Annotated in this window: 20 protein-coding genes; 7 read left to right on the top strand and 13 right to left on the bottom strand. The window is 60.7% G+C overall.

The window, feature by feature from the left end:
- Positions 1-439: 439 nt before the first annotated feature.
- Positions 440-1,336: a zincin-like metallopeptidase domain-containing protein gene (locus BGO82_RS19130; RefSeq protein ID WP_291307220.1), complete on the bottom strand. Its 897-nt coding sequence runs from the start codon at positions 1,334-1,336 to the stop codon at positions 440-442.
- Positions 1,337-1,652: 316 nt separating this feature from the next.
- Here BGO82_RS19130 and BGO82_RS19125 point away from each other — a divergent pair, with 316 nt between their 5' ends.
- Positions 1,653-2,813, top strand: coding sequence for a hypothetical protein (locus BGO82_RS19125; RefSeq protein ID WP_291307219.1), 1,161 nt, complete (start codon positions 1,653-1,655; stop codon positions 2,811-2,813).
- A gap of 22 nt (positions 2,814-2,835) precedes the next feature.
- Here BGO82_RS19125 and BGO82_RS19120 read toward each other — a convergent pair whose 3' ends face one another.
- The 4 genes from BGO82_RS19120 to BGO82_RS19105 form a co-directional block, all read right to left on the bottom strand.
- Entirely contained in the window at positions 2,836-3,018 is a 183-nt protein-coding gene (locus tag BGO82_RS19120; RefSeq protein ID WP_291307218.1) for a hypothetical protein, read from the bottom strand.
- Between the two features lie 36 nt (positions 3,019-3,054).
- Positions 3,055-3,414 carry a hypothetical protein gene (locus BGO82_RS19115; RefSeq protein WP_291307217.1) on the bottom strand — a complete coding sequence of 120 codons (360 nt, stop codon included), beginning with the start codon at positions 3,412-3,414 and terminating at the stop codon, positions 3,055-3,057.
- 409 nt (positions 3,415-3,823) lie between these two features.
- Positions 3,824-4,726 carry an ImmA/IrrE family metallo-endopeptidase gene (locus BGO82_RS19110; RefSeq protein WP_291307216.1) on the bottom strand — a complete coding sequence of 301 codons (903 nt, stop codon included), beginning with the start codon at positions 4,724-4,726 and terminating at the stop codon, positions 3,824-3,826.
- Entirely contained in the window at positions 4,723-5,043 is a 321-nt protein-coding gene (locus BGO82_RS19105; protein ID WP_291307215.1) for a helix-turn-helix transcriptional regulator, read from the bottom strand. Before BGO82_RS19105 ends, BGO82_RS19110 begins: the two co-directional genes overlap by 4 nt.
- 129 nt (positions 5,044-5,172) lie before the next feature.
- Here BGO82_RS19105 and BGO82_RS19100 point away from each other — a divergent pair, with 129 nt between their 5' ends.
- The 6 genes from BGO82_RS19100 to BGO82_RS19075 all read left to right on the top strand — a co-directional run bounded on the left by BGO82_RS19100 (position 5,173) and on the right by BGO82_RS19075 (position 9,327).
- Entirely contained in the window at positions 5,173-5,409 is a 237-nt protein-coding gene (locus tag BGO82_RS19100; protein WP_291307214.1) for a DUF2188 domain-containing protein, read from the top strand.
- A 2-nt stretch (positions 5,410-5,411) separates the two neighbouring features.
- Positions 5,412-6,425: a CBASS cGAMP-activated phospholipase gene (locus tag BGO82_RS19095; RefSeq protein ID WP_291307213.1), complete on the top strand. Its 1,014-nt coding sequence runs from the start codon at positions 5,412-5,414 to the stop codon at positions 6,423-6,425.
- Position 6,426: 1 nt separating this feature from the next.
- Positions 6,427-7,635, top strand: a complete 1,209-nt coding sequence (locus tag BGO82_RS19090; protein ID WP_291307212.1) for a nucleotidyltransferase — start codon at positions 6,427-6,429, stop codon at positions 7,633-7,635.
- Positions 7,636-7,637: 2 nt separating this feature from the next.
- A complete protein-coding gene (locus tag BGO82_RS19085; protein ID WP_291307211.1) occupies positions 7,638-8,105 on the top strand; it encodes a hypothetical protein in 468 nt (155 codons plus the stop codon).
- A 170-nt stretch (positions 8,106-8,275) separates the two neighbouring features.
- Positions 8,276-8,731 carry a mobile mystery protein A gene (locus BGO82_RS19080; protein WP_291307210.1) on the top strand — a complete coding sequence of 152 codons (456 nt, stop codon included), beginning with the start codon at positions 8,276-8,278 and terminating at the stop codon, positions 8,729-8,731.
- On the top strand, positions 8,728-9,327 hold the full coding sequence (locus tag BGO82_RS19075) for a mobile mystery protein B (RefSeq protein WP_291307209.1): 600 nt from the start codon (positions 8,728-8,730) through the stop codon (positions 9,325-9,327). The genes BGO82_RS19080 and BGO82_RS19075 overlap by 4 nt, the downstream gene beginning before the upstream one ends.
- Here the strand turns inward: BGO82_RS19075 and BGO82_RS19070 are convergent, their stop codons facing one another.
- The 8 genes from BGO82_RS19070 to BGO82_RS19035 form a co-directional block, all read right to left on the bottom strand.
- Positions 9,328-11,397 carry an AIPR family protein gene (locus BGO82_RS19070; RefSeq protein WP_291307208.1) on the bottom strand — a complete coding sequence of 690 codons (2,070 nt, stop codon included), beginning with the start codon at positions 11,395-11,397 and terminating at the stop codon, positions 9,328-9,330.
- Positions 11,381-12,367, bottom strand: coding sequence for a PD-(D/E)XK motif protein (locus tag BGO82_RS19065; protein WP_291307207.1), 987 nt, complete (start codon positions 12,365-12,367; stop codon positions 11,381-11,383). Before BGO82_RS19065 ends, BGO82_RS19070 begins: the two co-directional genes overlap by 17 nt.
- Complete coding sequence (locus tag BGO82_RS19060; RefSeq protein ID WP_291307206.1) at positions 12,360-15,011, bottom strand: Z1 domain-containing protein; 2,652 nt, start codon at positions 15,009-15,011, stop codon at positions 12,360-12,362. Before BGO82_RS19060 ends, BGO82_RS19065 begins: the two co-directional genes overlap by 8 nt.
- Positions 15,008-16,486, bottom strand: coding sequence for an ATP-binding protein (locus tag BGO82_RS19055; protein WP_291307205.1), 1,479 nt, complete (start codon positions 16,484-16,486; stop codon positions 15,008-15,010). The genes BGO82_RS19060 and BGO82_RS19055 overlap by 4 nt, the downstream gene beginning before the upstream one ends.
- A complete protein-coding gene (locus tag BGO82_RS19050) occupies positions 16,483-16,905 on the bottom strand; it encodes a very short patch repair endonuclease (protein WP_291307204.1) in 423 nt (140 codons plus the stop codon). The genes BGO82_RS19055 and BGO82_RS19050 overlap by 4 nt, the downstream gene beginning before the upstream one ends.
- Entirely contained in the window at positions 16,905-18,452 is a 1,548-nt protein-coding gene (gene dcm, locus BGO82_RS19045; RefSeq protein WP_291307203.1) for a DNA (cytosine-5-)-methyltransferase, read from the bottom strand. The genes BGO82_RS19050 and dcm overlap by 1 nt, the downstream gene beginning before the upstream one ends.
- Before the next feature lie 192 nt (positions 18,453-18,644).
- Complete coding sequence (locus BGO82_RS19040; RefSeq protein WP_291307202.1) at positions 18,645-20,381, bottom strand: hypothetical protein; 1,737 nt, start codon at positions 20,379-20,381, stop codon at positions 18,645-18,647.
- 328 nt (positions 20,382-20,709) lie between these two features.
- Positions 20,710-21,396 carry a hypothetical protein gene (locus BGO82_RS19035; protein ID WP_291307201.1) on the bottom strand — a complete coding sequence of 229 codons (687 nt, stop codon included), beginning with the start codon at positions 21,394-21,396 and terminating at the stop codon, positions 20,710-20,712.
- Positions 21,397-21,422: the final 26 nt, after the last annotated feature.

Below are 21,422 nucleotides of genomic sequence, written 5' to 3'. Positions count from 1 at the left end.
AGCGCCCCTGCAACGTGCGATGCCAGCACGGATGGAACCATTGCCCTCGCGTCCAACTATACGGCGTGTGTCTGCCGGAACGGAACGGGCTGGGTTACGCTCGCCAGTGGCAGCACCGCATGCACATGGGCAACAGGCGTATCCAACGTGACTTCTGCCACCTATGGCGTCGGTTGCAGCGGTGTGTCCACGGGCAATGTCAATGCGTGGGTATCATCTTACTGCATCGGCAAGATGACTTGCACCTTCCAGAACAATCATAGCGTCAGCTATGGTGGGATTTCTGATCCGGCTTATGGGTGCGTCAAGAAGTTCTCCGCGTCCTACCAATGCTCGCAAGGGTCGTCGAAGTCGGTGTCGATGATCGCTGAGAATGGCACCGTCACCTTCACATGCCCGTGACGGTCAGGTGCGGTGGCGATGACATAGAAACCGCCCGCTAACGGGCGGCCTCCAGACCCCGTAGGTAAGTCGCTGCCTCGCTCGCACGGGCAGCCGCCGCGAATATCGCCTTGCTGTCAGACTTCAGCATCTTCAGCCATGCGGACAGATACTGTGCATGGTCGGCACGAACGTCCTGCGTGATCCTGAGGTCGGAGCACAGGAACGCGGCTCCAATCTCGGCGACCAGTTCTTCCGCTGCGTAGGCGTCATCGCCAAAGCGCTTGCCCATTTCGCGATCCAGTCGGTGCTTCGCGCCGGACCAATGCACCAGCTCGTGCACCAGCGTGGCGTAGTAGGACTCGCTGCGCGTCATCGACTCGGTGCCGGTGAACAGGTTCTCGTCCGGCATCTGGATGGTGTCGGTCGAGGGGCGGTAGTACGCCCGGTCGCCGCCACGGCAGATCGTGGCATTAGTGCTGACCACGAAGCGGTCGGCATTCTCGATCCGTTCGACGGGACCCAGCGGTTCGGCGGGGGCCGGAAGCTCAAACCCGTCCACCTGATCGGCGTTGAACACGTAGGATGCGCGGGCCATGCGGCGCTTGCCGTTGTCGGTCTCATCCTCGGGATCGGGGTCGGTCTCGAACTCGCGGTAGAAGACGACGAGGGAGGATTTCTCACCCTTGCGGACCTGAGCGCCTTTCTCGGCCCACTGACGGTATGTGCCCCAGATGGGTGCGGCGTAGCCACGGGATTCCGCCGCGACCCAGAGGCTGAGGATGTTGATGCCGTTGTAGCGGTTTCCGGTCAGGGCGTTGATCGGCAGATGCAGGGCTCCGCCATTGCGCCGCCACGGGAGGGTGAACTGGCCCGGACTGGCCTCGATGCTCGCCACAAGCTGGTTGGTGATTTCTGCGTGGATATCGCGACGTGGCGCGGTGGTGTTTGACATTTGCTGCTCCTTCTTTGGAGCCGCCCTGATTGGCGGTCTTCCGTGCCGAAGGGGCAGCGGCGGGCATCAGTGGATGGCGGAACCCGAGCAAGTGCGAGGGCGGCCCGCGAAGCGGAAAGCCGAGGCGAACGCCTTGCAGCCGTCCGCGCCCGCCCGCCAGAACAAGGCACAAAGGGAAGACCGGCAGGGGTGGCTTCGTTTCAAAGGAGTAGTTGGACAGTACCGCTCGACGTGGTGCACACGCGGAACTGAAAGCACCTGAACAGTGGGGTAAGTCTCGGTAGTCTGGACAGCATGCTGCCCAAGGGGATCGACGATGCATCCGACTGCCAAGCGCGTGACGCGCGATGAACTATACGCGCTGGTCTGGCAGAAGCCGATGAGCCGCCTTGCCGAAGAATTCGGGATCAGCGGCAATGGCCTCGCCAAAATCTGCGACCGGATGGCGGTTCCCTATCCGCCACGCGGGTACTGGGCCAAGAAGGAAGCGGGCAAGCCGGTGGTCACGTTCAAGCTGCCGCCCAGAAAAGACGGTATTCCAGAAGCCACCGATATCTATCCGACGACGCCCAAGCCCGTGCCGCTGCCCGAGGCCAAGCAATCCGCCGTTGCTGCGGCTGCGATTGTCGAGGGCGTGACGGTGCCGGAGGGCATCGACCATCTGCATCCTCGCGTGAAGGCGTGGCTCGTCGAGCATCGCAAGGTCCAGCGGGAACGCGAGCTGGAGCACAGGCGCAACCGCCGAGAGATATTCTGGGGCAGCCCGCTGCTTCCCGATCTGACGGATCGGGATCTGTACCGCTTCCGTGTAACGAGCGCGATCTTTACGGCGATAGAGAAAGCGGGCGGGCGGATCGAGCATCCCCCGATCACCGGCAAGGTCACCTTCATGGTGACGGGACAGAAGGTCGATTGCTCCATCGTCGAAAAGATGACGAAGTCGCTCAAGCCCCGCGAGCAGACGCGCACCTGGACGGCGTACCCTGACCATCACCAGAGCGGGCTGGAGTCATCGGGATACATCCGGGTGGCCGTCACGACCTGGATGCGCGGGAAGCAACCGCAATGGATCGAGACAGACCACAGGAAGATTCAGGACATGCTCCCCGAGATCGTCGGCGGACTGATGGCCGTGGGCCCGATTTTCGCGGAGGAAGAGCGGCAGCATGCCGAGCGGGAGCGGCAGCGGCGCGAGGAAGAGGTGCGTCGCTACGAGGTGCAGCAGCGGCGGGAACTCGACCAGAAGCGGTGGAGCCAGTTTCGGGCCTATGCCGCGAACTGGGAAGAACGCCGGACCCTGCTGGCGTTTCTGACCGAAGTCGAGACGCGGCTCGCGTCAGAGGGACCGGCCACGATTGCTGACAGTCCGCTGTCAGACTGGCTGGCATGGGCGCGGGAGCATGCTGACGCGCTCGATCCCTTTGCGCGCGGCGCGACCGGCATGTTCGACGCGATCTCCAAGGTTTCGCGCTACTGATGCGGGGCGCGGATTCAAAGGATCAGAAGATCGTCAGGAGGGCGACGCCAAGAGCAGCGTAGATGCCGCAATAGAGCCAGTAGCGGCCCGCCTCATCGGCGCGTGACAGCGTCTCCCAGCCGGGCCCGCTTTTGATTGTCACCTTTCGGCTCAATATGGCCCACCCGACGTAGAAAAGTACCGCAAGAGCCAGCAGCTTGAACATTGCCATCCGCCTCATGATCGCGCGTCGTGCATCAGCTCAGAATATTCCCGTCACCACATCCATAAGGCCGCCGCCGATCTTTTTGAGGCGGCGCACACTGCCAGCGCCGGGGCCGGACGGCGGTTGACCCGAGGCAGGGAACACCGCCCGCAGTACCAGAACGATGATGAGGTAGATGCAGCCGAACGGCGCGAACAGGATGAAGGTCAGCGGCCAGAGGTTGGAATCCTGCGCAAGGGCATAGACGCACCATGCGGCGATCGGAACGGCCAGCAGGAGCGGCGCGAGAAACGCCGCCCACCATCCTTCGCGCCACGCGACGAACAGGCAGGCCACCTGAAGGATCAGGTAGCCCGGCGTGGCGAGCATGACGAACAGGCCGATCAGGACGTCCATGGTGTCCCCGTACTGGAGACGAGGAGCATACTGCTGGGTGCGTGAATATCCGCTCGGCAAAAGTCGCGGCATTGGAACGATGGTCTTAACCGCTGGGTAACGCCACCTGCATCGGGCAGCGCCTGCTGCATGTGGTCATGGTGATTTCCTTCCTTGAGGTCAGGGTTCATGCGGCAACTGCCGACATGAAACCCTGACGTCGTGGCGAGCAGCGGGGGTGCAAGCGTCAGACAGGAGGGGCTCCCGCCTCGGCGGGAAGCCTGTTGACGCGCGCCAGGGGCAGAGCCCCAAGCCGCCCGGCGTCCGCCGGGCAAAAGACCATGCGCGAGGGATGGAAGCCCGAAGGGCGGAGACAGCAAAGCGGCTCCGCGTGCGACAGCCCGGCCCGAAGGGACGCGCCAGCGATATGTCAGCGCAGGAAGGCTTCGAACGTGTCCATGAGCTGGCTGTCATCGTCTTCGCAGGAAGCCCAGCGGGACGGTCCATCGGCAGGATAGATCAGCAGCGAGAGCGCAAGGTCGTGATACTCGTCGAACATCACGGACTCGAAAACCGGCTCCCGCAAGTTCCACACACCGGCAGGATGCATGATCTCGGTAACGCCGGCAGATGCCCCGAGGTTGGCAAGGGCCTGTTCCGGGAGTGGCGTCGTCACCTGTTTGGCCCTAAAGAAAACACCGGACTTGAAAAGGGCCGGACTGCTCCGCGACCAGTCAATGAAGCCGTTGTTGCTGACAACCAGCATGGCGCGGCGCGGCGTCATATCCAGCCATTTCAGGATCGCAGCGGTGATGGACACTTCGTACCGGTCCCGCAGCTGCTCGAACTGGGAAATCGAAGGACGACGGAACTCCGCTGTCTGCACCCTGAAATCATCGGGCGGCATCAGGATCATCGATGCAAACCGATTGGCCTCTGTCTCCATACGGCCGTACTCGCTGTCCCACTCCCACATGTCGCTGCGTGAGCAGTAGATGGGATCGCCGCTCAGGTGGCGGTGCAGCAGGTAATGACCGAACTCGTGTGCCAGCGAGAAATTGATGCGACCGCGCGACGTGATCCCCGCATTGTAGAATATGCCCCATTCTCCGGCCTTCTGCGGGGACGGGATGAGCGCGCCCTCAAACTTCCCATCGAACCTCGCACCCTGCACCAGGGTGATGGGCTCCTTCGGAAAGATATTGCGCGCGTATTCCTGCGCGACCGGGCCGATCCTGATCGGAAATCTTGGAAGGTTCTGAAGCTCCGTCGCGGCCTTTACAAAGGCCGACACGCGCGTCGCCCATCCGTCGCACGTGGTCGGAAGCTTCATTTCTTTTTGCCCCACGCCTCGATCATGTCCATGACGCGGGTCTTGTCGCCGTCCTCGAGGCGGTTGAACTTCCGGAAGAAGGCTTCCTTGACCTGCGCGTCATCAAAGGTGGCCTTCTCGTCAATCAGGTATTCGGTGGTAACGCCCAGAACGCGGGCGATTTCTGTCAGCTTCTCCGCTGAGGGCTTCCGCTCCGGACGGTTCTCCAGCTCCCAGAGGTAACTCTTGCTCGCACCGGCCTCGCGGGCGAGGTCGTCGAGCGACCACCCCTTTTTCTGGCGGAGCTGTTTGAGCTTCTCACTGAGAGTCAGTGCCATTGGCGGGACGATTCCTTAAGCGGCATAGAGGGTTAGCGTGTTCGATATATACCGCACAGAATCACGCTTGACAACCGAACGCTGCGGGCGTTCGATATACCGAACAACTTTGTGCCATAGGAGATGAAAATGGCTGCCAAGGGTCCCGATACACATCACGTTGTCCCTAACCCCGATGGGGGCTGGGACGTCAAGCGCGGGGGCGGCGAGCGGGCCAGCAGCCACCACGACACGAAGCAGGAGGCGGTCGATGCCGGGCGCGAGGTAAGTCGCAACCAGGGCACCGAGCTTCGCATCCACAACAAGGACGGACAGATCGCCAGCAGCGACAGCCACGGGCGCGATCCGAATCCGCCGAAGGGGTAATATTGGACGAACAGCTTTCGAATGGTCCTTCGACCGAGCCGGGTATCCGGCGCATTCTTTCCATTGACGGTGGCGGCATCATGGGCACCCAGCCCGCCGCCTTCCTCGCTGCTCTTGAAGAAGATCTGGGATATCCGATCGGTCGCTGTTTTGATCTGATCGCGGGCACCTCTACCGGCGGCATTCTTGCGCTCGGTCTGGGACTGGGGCTTCCCGCCCGGACGCTTCTCGACCTTTACGTGGATCGGGGCCCTGCCATCTTCGGGCAGAGGGACGGCGCGCGCGGGCTGGTACGGTCGCTGATGCTGTCGGCAAGGCAGCTGGTCGCGCCCAAGCACGACGCCGGAATTCTGCGCCATGAACTCGAAGCGGTTCTGGGCGGCAGACGGATCGGCGAGTCGCAGACCCGGCTGATCATCCCCGCGTGGGATGCCGATCACCGCAGTGTCTACATCTTCAAGACCGCTCATCATCCACGCCTGAAAACCGACTACCGGCGTCTCGCGCTTGATGCCGCGCTTGCGACTGCGGCAGCACCGACCTTCTTCCGTCGCCACCGGACTGCCGATGCCGCAGGACTGCTCGATGGCGGTGTGTGGAGCAACAATCCAATCGCCCTCGCCGTGGTCGAGGCCATTACGCTTCTCGGCTGGTCGCCGGCCAGCCTGCGCATACTCAGTCTCGGTTGTGTGAATGAGGTTTACGCGCTTCCCGAAGCGCCGGGGATCGGCGGTCTTGGTGGCGACGTGGTGCGGCTGTTCATGGACGGACAGTCCCGTGGGGCGCTTGGTATGGCAAAGCTTCTGACCGGGCATGAATACGAACGCGAGGCGATTTTTCGCATCTGCCCGGACGTGCCCAAGGGCCTGTTCGGCCTCGATGACACGCGCCGCATCACGCAGCTGCGCGGCATGGGTACGGCGTCCGCCCGCAGGGAGCGGCATCGTATTGAGCCGGCGTTCCTGTTCGGCCCCGCCGAGAAATTCGAACCAATCTATCCGCTGGAAGGAAAGTAACATGGGGCAGACCCTCAGCAGATCGGCAACGCCGGATTATGTGCTTCGCCGCAAGGGTGAGGCCTACACGATCCTCGACGAAATCTGTCAGGAACTCGAACTGAGCGAGGCGCAGTACGAGGCGGCAAAGACGAGCTATGAGGCCGTCGCCGACTGGCTGGGGAAATCAACCCATCCCACGCTGCGGATGCTCTCCCTTTATGCGCATGGATCAACTGCGCTCGGCACGACCGTGCGACCCCTTGCACGCGAAGACTTCGACGTGGACCTGATCTGCCTTGTGCTTGGCCTCACGGGGGATATGCCGCCTGCCGAACTCAAGAAGCTCATCGGCGATCGCCTGCGCGAGCATGGTCAGTACGCCGCCATGCTCGAGGAAAAGAAGCGCTGCTGGCGCCTGAACTACGCGCGCGAGTTCCATCTCGATATCTCCCCGACGATCCCTAATCCGCACTGCAACAACCGTGGAGAGCTTGTTCCGGACAAGAGCCTCAGAGCGTGGAAGCCGACCAATCCGCTTGGATACCGCCTGCGCTTCGAAGAATACTGTCTGCTTCAGCCGGTCATTCGCGCTCTTGCCACGGCTGCGGCAGACTCGGTGGCGAAGGCGGATATCCAGCCCTTTCCGGCGCGGCGTGTCCGCAAGGGCATTCTGCGTCGCATCGTGCAGCTTCTGAAGCGCCACCGTGACATTGCGTTCGCGGATATCGAGGCCGACATTGCGCCGATCTCCATCATCATCACGACGCTCGCCGCCAAGGCCTATGCGTTCTGTGTGCGCCAGTTCGTGTTCGACACCGAACTTGATGTGGTCGTTGCGACGATCCGGATGATGCCGCACTTCATCGAGCGTCCTTATGTCGATGGTCGGCGGACCTATTCCATTCCGAACGAGACGACCGAGGGCGAGAACTTCGCCGATCGCTGGAATCAGGAGCCGGAGCGTGCGACGGCGTTCTATAACTGGCATGCGAAGGCCCTGAGCGACTTCGAGAGTATCGCGAACCTTGAAGGCCTGGACCTGCTGACAGACACCCTGTCGGGGTCACTGGGTGGACGCGTCGTGCGCAAGGTCATGGACTCGCGCACCGAGGTAATCTCGCAGGCACGTTCCGCGCAGAGGCTCTTTGTGGCCCCGGCTGTCGGCCTGACCCTGACGCCCGGCGCGCAGGCATCGCCGGTGCCCCGCAACACCCATTTCGGGGACTAGAGATGGGCTGGTCGGGCGGTCCGCGCGAGCTCAGTCCGGCGCAGCAGTTTCTGTTTCTGCGCAGCAATCCGCTTTGCGCGGGCACAGGGACACTCAACGCAAGGGGGCTGGTCTGGATTTACAGTGTGCGCCCGACGCCCCTCAGCCGCGAATATACGGTCCGCATCGAGTACGCGCGCGGCGACGTGCCGAGGGTAATCGTCGTCTCGCCTGATCTGGAAGAACTCGCGGGCGGGCGGGAGCTGCCGCACGTCTATCACGACCCGATCCGCCTTTGCCTTTTCCTGCCTGGATCAGGGGAGTGGGAGGGCGCGATGCGGATAGACCGGACGTTCGTCCCGTGGGCAGCCACATGGCTTTACTATTTTGAAGAATGGCTGTCGTCGGACGACTGGAAGGGTGGCGGCGAACATCCACGGGCAGATGACAGCGAGCGCTACAACCGCGCGGTGCGTCGCGCGGTTCGCTGAAGCGGGCGCTGATAGAAGCTTTCCGGGCTGCACGGTCGCATGGCCGGACTTCCTGTACATATTGCAGCCTGTCATTAACGGTAGGAATAACAGCCTATAGTCTGTGTAGTTGGCATCTGCTAACATGTTGTGGTGTGTGAGTATCTCGGATCACGACAGGCCATAATATGTTGAAACTGATCGACAGAGCCCTTCGACGGCTGGATGAAAAACTCGCAGGCGCAAAGCCCGTCGAGCGCTTCGCGCCGCCCCCAAAAGGCTGGATCAGGGCGATCCGCAACGGCATCGGCATGACGGGCGCACAATTGGGCAGACGCCTCGGTGTCGCCCAGCAGAGCGTGACTGCCATCGAAAAATCCGAAGAGAACGGAACAATCCAGCTCCAGACGCTGCGAAAGGTTGCAGACGCCCTCGGGTGCCGACTGGTCTATGCCATCGTTCCCGACACGTCACTGGAGTCGATGATCCAGTCGCGGGCGCGCGAACTGGCGCTCAAGGCGCTTACCCGCGTTTCCCACACGATGCGCCTCGAAGATCAGGCCACCAGCGCCGCCGATCTTGAAGCCCGTATCGAGAACTACATCCGAAACGAGCTTCGCGACCGTGATCTGTGGAGTGACCGGTGACGGAAATATTCGCACCCGTCACGGATGCCACGCCGATCCAGCCTGACGATCAGAAGAAACTCATCCCGACATGGATACAGAGCCGGGACGATCTGAACGTCGCGGAAGAAGACAACATCGCCAGTGGCCTCGGCTGGGCAAAGCGGCGCAGGCCAAAGCCACTGGTGATCGCCACAGATGCGTTCTCGCGCAATCTGCACAAGGTCATGTTCGGAAAAGTCTGGAAATGGGCAGGCGCCTATCGCGAGGTCGAACTTGAGAATATCGGCGTTCCACGCTGGCAGATTGCGAGCAGGAGCGCCGAACTGTTTGACCAGTTCCGCTACTGGATAGAGCACAGCACGTTCACGCCGGACGAAGTCGCCGTGCGGTTTCACCACCAGCTGGTGTTCGTGCATGCCTTCACGAACGGGAATGGCCGCCATTCGCGCATGATGGCCGATCTTCTCGCGGAAAGTCTTGGCCGCGAGCCCTTCACCTGGGGACGTGGCGATCTCGGCGATGATACGGGCGAACTGCGCAGAACCTACATTGCAGCACTGAGGAAGGCAGACAATGGCGATATCGGCGACCTGCTGGCATTCGCGCGGTCGTAGTCACTTCGGCGCAATGCCCTCGCGCGCGGCCTTCTCGAGAATGGCAACCAAGTCCGCGCTCTGCTTCTCGTTTGGCAGTTTGGCCGGGATCAGCGATGCGAGACGAAGAAGGCTCAACTCCTGCGGCGTAAAAATCCTGAGATTAGTGCCTTCGCGCAGAATACGCCCCCATCCGCCTCCGCCCACTTCCACAACGCGCATCTGGTGATTGATGCCGTTGTCCAGCTTCTGAACCTTTCGGGCATCTTTCTTCTCGGCCTTGACCTCGTCCGAAGAGACCAGCTCCGACCAGAAGGACGGCGGCAGCATCGCCTCCAACTCGCCCAGCTTTTCTTTCATGCGGGTCCAGCACGCATCCCGTTTTGCCCACTCCGATACGTTCGAGATGCCCGGCGGCGGATTGGTAATGTCGTCATTGACGAACTTTGCTGCGACTGCCAGTGCGGACAGCAGTCCGTCGGGCACGGCCTGATTGTTCCAGATCAGGCTGTAGTCGATTGACTTTGACTCCTGACGGCAGACTTCACCAAGCGCAGCGATTGCGTATGCGACGATGTTGGCGCGGTAGCCGCCGCTGTACCAGCTCTGGTCCGACACCATCCGCTCGGTCGCTCTGAAGATGATCGCCCGCCCGATGGCACGGCGGAAATAGAACTCATTGAAGGTATCCGGGGAGTCGCTCCACTCTTTGCCGATCCTTCCGGCGAAGCGTGCGAAGTTCTTCTGTGCGCCAAGATTGACCCAGCGGGGATGATCGTCCCAGACGTTCTCGAACTTTGCGAGATCGGTCTTGGCAAACATCTGCGGTTTCGGATTCTCGGCCTTGAACCGGCGCTGGTCGGCGGGCGTAAGCTTCGCCTGGGCGTCGGCGTACTGACCACGAGCGCGTTCGTAGAACCATTTGGTCTCCCTTTGTGCGCCCTGCTGCGCAGGTGCCCACAGGCGGCGGGAAAACTCCTCCATGCGGATATGGAACGGATGGTTGGAAAAGAAGTCTGCCGCGTTCACGCGGTTCTGGGTATTCGCGTACTCGGAGATGCGAGGAACGACAGTTTCACTTTCCGCGCTGTCGATCACCGAGAGCTTCATCTGTACGAAAATGCTCTTGAGTGAAGCCTTGTCCTGACGCCGCGTGTGAAAGAGTGACGCCGTCGTCTGACCGCCGTTGACGATCTGGAGATCCTTGATCCGGGCGATCTCCAGTCCACCGCCTGTCGTCGGTCGTACATCGACCTCCTGAGCTGTTGCCGTGATCCCGTTGTTGTAGGCGAAGAACATCTGCGGCTCGTTTAGGATGGTCGTGCGGATGCCCTTGTTGACCTTGGCTCTCGCCTGAAGAAAACTTCGCACGTTCTGTTCAAGCAGCCGCCCGCCGTAGCGGCCATACAGGTCAGCGAGTATTTCCGCCGGCATAACGACAAGGTAGGACCGATATGCCTCTGATCCCAGATGGGCAGGAAGGCATGAAACACCCGCTCCGAACATTTCCGGGAAGTCGAGGTCGAGCGGTTCCTTTTGACCTTTCGAGCCGCGCTGACGCTGAAGCCGCGAGATATCCCAGACGTGAAATCCCGCAGGGACACCGGCAATAACGGCATCTTCAAGTATCTGCACGCGGTCGCTGACCGCCCGCTCTGAGACCAGAATGAGGTTAAGCCTGCGGATCAGTCCTTTCCGGTCCGCAATCTGACGTGCCAGCCCGTATTCGGGAGACGTTATCTCCAGTTCGTTGTACAGGTCTTTTGCGATGGCCGCTTCGAAGAAGGACGCCAGCCGCTTGAAAGCCGCATCAACATCGGTGCGGGTGAGGGATTCCAGCTCGGCGCGACAGTCGAAGTCCGCAATGAAGAGATCAAGCCCGCCTTCATCGTCGAACCAGTACCCGTCAACCCGCATGCCGCGCTGCGCGCGGAAGTGGCACAGCTCGAACCCTTCGACAAACCCGGTCTCGATCAGGTCGCGGGTAACTGTCTCCATGAACTCACTGAGTTGAAATGCACTGTTGGCTTCGGCACCGGCCAGCAGTTCCTGACGCAGGTCATGGAAAAATTCGTCAGCCAACTGTTCCACAGCGCACCTCGAAAATCACATCGGAAGAGCACTCAAACTTCTCGATGCTTTCCAGTTCCAGATCGTAGGAAAGCCGGGCAATGCCGTCAGGCAGCGCCGAACGGACAAGCCTTGGAAAGTCATCCTGCACGGCGAATGTTCTCGCCTGGCTGACGACAAAAGCAGGCGCGTCGTAGTCCTGAAGCGGCGCATAGCCCGCAGTGGACAGTTTCCTCAGGAAGTCCTCGATGGCGTCCGCGTCGTCGAGTTCCTGTTCAATCAGGCTGACCAAGGCATTCAGCGACCGGGCATCCCGCGCTTCCGGGAGGCCCGAAAGTCGGAATACGGCAAGGAACAGCCGACTCGACAGCGTTTCAAGCTGATCCTCGGATGAAATGCGAACAGCATTTCGCTCCCGTCCAGAGAGGGATTTGATCTCGACTGCCGTGTCGCGGAAGATGAAATCCTGCTGCGTCCTGTCAGCGCCGCACCATGCCGCGACGGCGTCGCGGTGCGGCATCCGGTTCCGGTACAGGTCCACAAGGAAACTGAGTTCCGCGAAAAGGCCGCGCACTTCTTCCGCAGTAAGGAGGCCCGCGCGTCTGCCGGACCAGAACGCCTTCCATCTGCGCAGATGTGCCAGCGCGACACCCAGCGCCACGGCTGAATCGGTGACGGGAACGAGTGCCGTCAGAAGTGTCTCGCACAGCCCCAGAAACAGGTCGCCGTTGATCTGCTGCTGAAGGGTCAGCACCAGCCTCTGCGTTCCGGCCTTCTCGCCCGCGCGCAGGTCGATGCCGATACCATGCACGGTCAACGGTTCGCGGTTGAACTCGGTCGAGTGGTCGCCTGCCAGCTCGACGATTGTCAGCCACTGTCCTCTGGCGTCCTTGCCCCAGAACACGGGGACCGGCATGTCCTTTCCAGCCAGACGCACATTGTAGTCGATTGCTGGAACGGCAATCTGCTCCCAGGGCAGAGGCCTACTCATCGTAGTCCTCATCATTGTCGGGATCGTCCGGTGGTCCCTGCATGCTGGCTATCCAGATGCGGTTGGCGACCACCTGTATTTCGGTGCTGTAGAGACCGGGAGGGAAGCTGACTCCGAAAGCGGGGACACGGATACGACCGGAGCCGTCTTCTTCCGGGATCGACAGAACGTGCAGCATCAGCAGAGGCTTGTTCCTGATCGACCGATAATGCGTGTCGGAAGGTTCCTTGCCGTCGTCCTCGCGGGCCAGTTCGACGGCGCGGCTCTGCTGCGGCGCTGTCAGACCATGCTTTTCGTCACCCCGGCTGGCGACGCGGTCTTTCGCTGCATGCCACGATCCACCTTCCGGCTTTTTGTTGCGTTCCTGCGCCCCCAGCCGGTACTGCGCGGCGTTCCCGTCGCCGCCGTCCTTGGAAATCAGCAGTACGTCCGCAACCGGAAACTGCTTCTCGATGGCCTGAAGATAATCGAGCGCTGCCGACCGTCGCGCGGAGAACCTTGAGTGTACTTCGAAGCGGGTCAGGAAAGCCTCGACTTCAGCAAGGAGAACGTCCCTGAGAACCCAACCCTTGTCGGTCTCCTCGGCAGTTCGGCCACCAAATCCGGCCTTCCATGCCTCCGAGATCAATGTCTCATTGCGCCCGTTCAGTTTGTCGTCGAGCGTCAACCAGGTGCTCTCGATAAGCTGGCCGCTGAAATTCTGATTGACGATCAGGTTCTCGCCCGCGCGCATCTTGTTGCGAGCGGTAACGAGAAGGCTGTCGGGGTGGGCGAGGACATAGAGTCCGAACTGACGCGGACTGAGTCCGTCGCGCCTCATGCGCTTGATCTGCTGACGAAGCTCCTCCGCTGCGTTCGCGATGTACTGATACCAGCTGATGGAGTCAGCTGAGAGATGTACCCGGCACAGGTCTTCGTATCCGTGGCGATAGCCGAACCAGCGCCCCATCTGCATCAGCGTGTCGTACATGGCCGTGTTCCGGTACATGTAGCTGACAGTAAGACCCTCGATGGTCAGGCCGCGTGAAAGGCTGAGACCGCCGATGGCTACGGCTGTAAGGCCAACGCCGTCCTTCTCGTACTTCCTGAAGTCCAGAACGTCGTCGGTCTTGCTGTTCACGACGAACAGTCGCAGATGTTCGAACGCGCCAAACAGCGCTGCTTTCACCTGCTCCCATGTGAACCCGCTGTCCGCGTACTCCTGATCGTACGCCGCGCGCAGAGCCTGCATCTGCGGATTCTTTGACGACGCGCTTTCGGGCATGGCGTAGTTGGCTTTCACCGCCTCCCGCACCCTCTTCTCATAGACACTGAGGAAATCGCGCACGGTGCGCTGTACGGGCACAAATCGCGAGACGTTGATAAGCATCGAGCAGTGCTTGTTCGTCTGCCCTCTGAGATTGCGGATCGCCCGCGCGACAACAAATTCATCGAACGCGCGATACAGGCTCGGCGGAAGGTCCGAGACCGGGTCATCGCGCTTGTGTGTGAGCGGCAGATATTCTTCGGCGTCGGCGATGGGTTCGAGGATACGCTTGCTGCTATCCTCGTCCAGAAATACCTTGTCGGGTCCAAAGTAGGTCGTAGGCGCATCGAGCGAATAGATGAAATCGCGGGGGAACAGCTCCTCGCGCACATCATCTTCATAAGCGTCGGGATTGATGAAAATGTTGGCGAACGGCGTCGCCGTGTAGCCGACATAGCAGGACTTCGTGAACAGGCCGAGGATGCGCCGGATCATGGCGTTGGTCTTTGTGGGATCAAGCTCGGGCTTGTTCGTATTGATCGACGCGTTGTCGGCCTCGTCGTCGATCATGAGCATCGGAACGTCACGGATGCGTCCGTCACCCTTGGCGTTCAGCTCCTTGAGCCACTTGTGAAGGGCCTCCAGCGTCGTCGTGTTTTTCTTGATGACGAAGATGATCGGCTTGCTGAAGTCGTTGATTTTCCAGCCGCCCTTTGCGGCGGTAGTCTTGCTGAAATCGTCGTTGATGTTTGTCAGAGTGACGGGGTGGGGATAATCACCGTCCAGCCCGACGCCGATGGCCCGCCGATCTTCCGGATCGCTGGACCGCCCGATGAATCCCTCGTCAACACGTTCCTGCGTCTGCTTGCGCAGATTGTTATGAATGCCCGCAATGACGATGATGAACTTGTATCCGGCGTCAGCGGCCTTCGCGATCACGCCGAGGTAGTTTGCTGTTTTGCCCGATTGAACATGCCCAATGACCAGACCGCGCCTGTTCCACGCGTCACCTTCGCTCAGTGGGTCCTGAAGATGGCCAAGGATGCGATCACCAACGTCGCTCAGTGATTGAACGACCGTCGGCGGCCAGCTCTCCTTTTTGAGGAAGGCGGCATAGGCGTCTGAATAGGTCCAGGTTATCTCGCGCTTGCGTACCCACTCTTCGTCGTGCGGGGCTTCCTTGTCGATCAGCGAGACTCCGGCCCCCATGCGGGTGTCGATTGCGACCATCGCCTCTTCGATGACGTTCTTGAGGTCGCCCTCGTAATCCACGACAGCGGCCAGCGCGCGCGCCTTCTGTTCAACAACCTCGCGGGTGGGTGGTGTCTTCAGTGTTGAGAGCGCGGAGATCAGCGAGCTGGTAAAATTCTTCTGAGCCTCCAGTTCATTGAAGGTCATCTCAATTCCTCCTCGATGTAGCGTTCCGCCGCATCAAAATGCTTTTCAAACAATCTGGTGGAGCGAACCACCTCCCGAAAACCATCAACATCAACAGGACCATCACCGAACAGGACCGCGCGGAGCGCGCGCAGGCGGTCCCGGATTTCGGCATCGGAAAATACCTGCCTCGACACCTTCTGCGGAGTGCTGGCGTAGTCGTAGTAGATCATCTCGATCGGAAGCGACGCGGGTACCGCGTCAAGGAAGAGCGAGAGCTGATCGGACGCTGCACTGTCGAGTCCGGCCCTGAGAGCGGAGACCAGCGGATGAGTTGAATTCAGGGCGTACCGGATGCCGTTCTGATCAGCGTAACGCTCCCAGAGCGGGGCGGTCGTTTCCTGAAACAGTCTCGCGCCGCGCCCGCTGTGAACGGTCGTGCTGCGGGTCGAGATGCGCTCGATGATCTGCCGCAGGCGTTCGCGGACGGCATGGGGCGGACGCGCACGAGACTTCTTGATATCGATGGTCCACGATTCATCGACGCTGTTTGGAAAATCGATCTGAATACGGGCGAGCTTTGTGGCCTCGCCCTTGGGAATGAGTCGGAACCAGTCGCCCCAGGCCATCAGTCGGCCGTTGCGGTAGATGTAGGCACCCTGATTGGAAAGAAAGTCGCTGCGGCTCTGATAGAAGTCATACTCGGCAGCCGTCAGTCTGCTGTGATGCGGCAGGATGTACGGCTGGATATGGACCTCGGCCCCAGCGACCCGGACTACTTCCTCGGGCAGTATCTGCGTTGCAGGGTTCTTGCGGCAGAAGGGATCGAACTGCGCAACCGGATGGCCGTTCACGGCAATGGTCAGCTTTCTGACGCCCCTTATTTCCCCCGCAAGGAAGCGGTGGAACACCAGCGCGAGATGCTTTTCCAAGGCATCGAGCTTCTCGTTGACGATTTCGTGCCGTCGGTCGCCACGCTCGTCCTCGAACAGCCTGTCGAGGTTGCGCCAGATGACTGCGGTCCCGTGACCGGCGAGCTTTTGGGCAACAGGCTGACCCGCTGCTTCCTCGGGCTCGAGGACAAGCAGGGCCCATTCATCCTCACGGTCAATCAGATCAAGGTCCCATTCAGCCCCGGATAACGCGCCGTCCTTCAGGGTCAGTACGGTGAGGCGACGGCACTGCGAGAAGGATGCGGTCTTCAGGCCAAGTCCGAACCGTCCGAGGTCGTCGGGACGGCGGGCGTCCCCCGGATGACCCGCGCCGTGACGCATGGCGATGAGCAGCTCGTCGGTTGACATGCCGCTGCCGTTGTCGATGACAGCGAGACTTGGACTGTCATGCTCAAGGTCGCAGACAATGTCCACTTGGGTTGCCCTGGCGGAGATGCTGTTGTCCACGAGGTCTGCGACAGCGGTCTCAAGCGAGTAACCCAGATCGCGCATCGAAGCAGCGAGGGACGATGCGCTCGGTGGAAGAACGTGCCTGCGGCTCATGGAACCGCCTCCACAAGGTCAGCCCGAATCTGCCGGATGACGGAGTCCGGCGACTTCTGAAGCTCGCACTCCCAGACGGTCAGAACGTTCCAGCCAAGGCGTCGCAGCTCTGCCGATTTCTTTGCGTCGCGCGCGACAGTGGCATCGAACTTTGTGGTCCAGAATTCCGTTCGGGATGAAGGGGTGTACGCCTTTGAGCATCCTTCATGGCGGTGCCAGAAGCAGCCATTGACGAAGATCGCCGTCCGATATTTCGGAAGCACAATGTCAGGTCGTCCCGGCAGCGAAGATGCGTGAAGCCTGAAGCGGTAGCCAGCCCTGTGCAGGATCGAGCGGAGCTGTCGCTCCGGTCTGGTGTCCTTTCCCGTGATGCGGGACATGTTCCAGCTGCGGCGATCCGGCGACAGGGTATCCGCCATCACGGCTCCTCGCTGACGCGGTCAAGCACATCGGCGACAATATCGGCGATCTGCCCGGCGAGGTGCGGAGGAACGGCGTTGCCTACCTGGTGATACTGAGAGGTGCGGTTGCCCAGAAATCTGTAGTTGTCGGGGAATGTCTGGAGGCGGGCTGCCTCGCGCAGCGTGAGACTGCGGCATTGCAGCGGGTCGTAGTGGATGAAGTAGTGGCCGTCCTTCGAGATGTGCGACGTGATCGTTGTCGAGGCACGCTGCGGGAGCTGCACTCGGAACCGGTCAGCAAACATATCGCCGGAAACGCCCTTGGTGACGTTTCCATGAGCAGGCAGAAGCGAGGGAGGAAAGTCCGCGAGTTTGGGGCTGCGCCCCGTAGCATCGGCAAAGACGGCTGCGAACAGATAGCGCTGAAGGTCCGAGGCCATGTGGGATCGGGACTCGTGTCCATCGAGAACCTTAAGCAGGGGATCACGGACGAGCGATACGGCGTTGGACGGGCGTCCCGGCGCGTAGGCTGTGGCAGACGTGTCCTCGGGCCAGTCGGCAAAAGGGCCTGTGACAACCTCGATCTCGCTGCGCACCGCCCTGGTGTAGTCGGCTCCATTGAGATGTTTTGCGATCTCGGCAGGGCGAACGGATGTGACTGCGGCACGCCAAAGGTCCGGGTTGTCGGGCTGCCGTGAGAGTCGGCTTCTGATGCGCGGCAGATCGCCGATCATGTCACGGACTGAAGGTCCATCCTGACGCTTCAGAAGAGAGGGCCTGACAATAAGGTCATTGCGAATGCCGACAATGAACATGCGATGCCGGGCCTGGGGAACACCGTAGTCTTCGGCGCGGACGATGAACATGCGCGGATCGACTTGCCCTCCGGGAGCATCCTGCTCAACAAGCGAAAAGAGCCTGTACGTCACGCCATCCGATTTCCCCTTGAGGGCCTTGGATGGGTCTTCAAGGTCGGCCACGATCCGCGTGATCATCGACACACCTTCGACCGTCGCGGACAGCAGGCCCTTCACGTTCTCCATGACGAATACCGGAGGCAGGTGATCTGCGATGATCTTGAGGTATTCCTTGTAGAGGAAATGGCGCTCGTCCTGCTCGAAATCAGGATCTCCGCCCATTCGCGACCGACCGACAAGTGAATAGGCCTGGCACGGCGGTCCGCCGACGAGCGCCCATTTCGTCTGATCTTTCAGCCGGGTGGTCAGCAGCTTCTTCACTTCAGCGTGGCTGCTCTCTCCAAGCGTGATGCGGCGGGCCGAACCCGACGCTGAGGCGTGCTCTTCCGGGTGCGCCGCGTACAGGTCTTCGAGGCTCATCTCTCCAGCGAGAAAGCTGTAGTAATCTTCCGGGAACTCGGCCCCGAAGGCGCGAACGAAGTGTCGCAGCGTCAAAGTCGCATGCGCGTCCTCGTCCTTTTCGACTGACAGAGCGGATTTGAAGCGGGAGCTTCCCTTGCTGTCTGTTCGGGACAGAAATCCCTCGCCAAGGCCGCCTGGGCCCGCGAACACGTCCACCAGTAGATGCGGCTGTTTTCTGCCGGTCAAAGTAAGTCCCTAAAATAAAGTACGGCTGTCCAGGCACTGCCCGGAGCAATCTGCCGATCAAAGCGGAATTCCCCCCTGTGAACTCTAGTCGGTTGCCCCGGAAAATGCCAGCGGGGCCGCCACGTTCGACATTATGGGAAGCTGCTCCGCGTCCTGCAGAAATGAGTCGGGGAACGACGCCTGCGGGACGGCTCAGGCCGCCCCTTCACGCTGACCCACCGTGAACCGCAGATTGTCCAGGTTCCATTCCGTCGGGGGTTCAGGTCGATGATGCTGAACGCCGCCAGGGGCCTCGCCGTTCTTCAGCGCGGTCATGAGGTCCAGCAAAGAGTGAGAGCGGGGCGCATCAAACGTCGCAAGCTGGACCGCGTTGTAGAACTGCGGCCACGTGGCGTATGTGGTGTCAGCACCTTCAGCCACATCCTTCAGCGGAAACGCGTAATGGCGCGACACGATGACCCTAAACAGACGAACCGGGGGAAATCTGCGATCAAGGCGCAGGGCGGAACGAATACCGCTGTCGCCCGCAAGTGAAGTCCACTCATCGAGCGCCTTCAGCCAGTGAGAGACCTGGTCCTTCAGTCTGTTCAGGCGATTATGTGCCGACCGAAGGTCGGCCCCGTACAGGTCCTGGTGTTTGAGCTGGCACAGCAGGACAACACCGGTCTTTTCCTCCATGACAACGAGATCAATGTCCGTCAGTTCACGCCCACCGACTCTGACCTTGATATTGTCGCGATAGGTAAGGCCCGCGAATGCTTCATCCAGGACTCGCCGGATGGCGGCCTGCATTGACGCTTCGCGGGTCTGCTGATGGCGATCGTATTCCCTAGGAAAATGATGGCGCAGGGAGTTCAGCAGGAACTGCATCGGGTTGGACGCGGCTCCGGTGTTGCACCAGATAAAGTCGTGGTCGGAGCACTGGACCATTAGTGGCAGCGGGGACGCGGGCTGTGCAAGCAGGCCGGTGTTTCGCCTGCTGATGGAGAGCACATCAAAGATGCGGCGAACCTCATCCAGATCAGCGGCACTGTAGTCGGGATACCGTGACCCAAATGCGTTGATTGCTTCACGCATCGTATCGAGGAAGCCGTCTGTGGCCGCCGACACGGTCAGCACGTCCTCAAGCCGTATCGAGGAGTGCTTCTTCACAAGCGTCTCGGCGAAGCTCTGATGCCGAATGCAGCATGCGATAAGGAACGTTACCGCGAGCACGTATTTTCCGAACGGCACGCCACCGAAGCGGGTAGAGTAGTGAAATGTATCGTAGCCATCACGCAACTGGATCTGGTGCATCGCCATGGCGAAGAAATACTCGTCCAGCAGCGGGTCGGCGTCGTAGCCGATGAAGTAGGTGGCGAAGACATGCACGAGGTCCCGCATCACGCGGCCGACCTCCTTGCCCAGCTTCTTCCCCGTTCGCGACCGCAGCTTTTTCTGGAACTGGTCTTCGCTGGCACTGCGATAGTGCTCGCGGACGGCTCGCTCGTAATACTCACCGTCGGGCAGGCTGTCCGGCAGCGTGAACCGATATGTTCCGTCTACGGTCAGTTCAACCTCACATTCGCCCGTCGTGGCTGCGTGTGCGACACGCCGTCCGTGCTCAACGAACGCGATACCGGCGACCAGTCGAAGCGCCTTTGAGGTAATGTTCTGGTTTCTGCGGAACATCACGGTCGGCACATCAAACGACGGGCGCACGTCGAGGGCCAGTTTCACGAGCCGGGGCACTCCGAGCTGAAGCAGATAGAACTGCTCTTCCTGCTCCGGCGTCGGGTTCGACGTGCGCACCATGTGGTAGGCGTACCAGTCGAGTTCGTTAATGGCCGCGCGCAACATCAACCCGAGGTTGTCGGCCGCGAGGGACCCCCGGAAATTAGCTTCCTCAAGGTCGAGGGCATTCAGGAAATTGCTGATCGTCTGGTTCATCAGGGGATCGTAGGCCCAAATGCCGCAGGGGCGAAGTGATCAAGCACTCCATCGCAGGCCATCAAAGACGACGTGGTTCACCGGCGAAACGGTGACGGCATCAAACCTGTGGAAGGTTGGTCGAAGGGCTGGAAGGGAGAGCGGAATTCTCCCGTCCTTGCGCTCCACCGGCAAGCACGGTGGCGGCATCCAATCGGCGGACGGTTGGTCATGGGGTCTCGGGGAGCAAGAAGGCTTCAGGTCTGGCTAGCGGATGTTATGAGGGGTGGCGATACGCCCTTCATGTCGATGGGGTGTCCGAGAGAGGGGAAGTCTCCCGCTCAAGTGGTCAGCGAATGCCCGGTGGCAAAAGCACTCTCGGGGCGCTGGCGCTGCTGGCGCATGATGGCTCCTCCTTAGTTGACAGCGGGGCCGCGAGAACAACTGACAACGGATCTGCATGATCGGTGAAGGCCGGAGTCAATTCCGGCAGGCTCGCCTGGTGTGGAGTCGCTTGAGACGGCTTTCTGTCCTGCATGGCAGAACACCACTCACTGTAGGTCATATCCGCCGAACTGGCGCGACCGGCTCCAATTCCCCAGTACTCCGTCAGTATCTCTTTCAAGGGCTGCGGGTTGTGCGCCGCACCATTGAGAGATGCTCCCTGCCGCGTGACCACAATGCCGGTAAAGGGCAATGGGTCGGTGCAGGGTTGGGACAGTTCGCCGTAGGTCGGGTTTGCCTTCTTTAACGCGTAGGCCCAAACCGCTCCAAACAGGGTCATTCCATCCAGCCCGGCAGAGGCTGAAACATTGTTCATGCCAAGGAATACGCGGCTCTTCATGTCATGCAGCACCTGATGTAGCATGGCTCGGTCGGCTCCGGCCAAGCCAGCCTCAGCGAATGCAGAGAAGCTGTCCCGGTCAATCAGGTGACCATGCCGATCATCCAGAACCGGCTGTTCGTCGGCCAGACGGCGCAGGGCAGTTTTGATGTGATCCGAAAATTCTTGTGCCAACTGTTCTGTATTTCGCATATTTCCTCGCTATTGTTGCCATTATG

The organism is Devosia sp. 67-54 (assembly GCF_001899075.1).
Taxonomy (GTDB): domain Bacteria; phylum Pseudomonadota; class Alphaproteobacteria; order Rhizobiales; family Devosiaceae; genus Devosia_A.
Note: the sequence above shows the minus strand (reverse complement) of the source record. Positions and strands in the feature narration are given on the sequence as shown.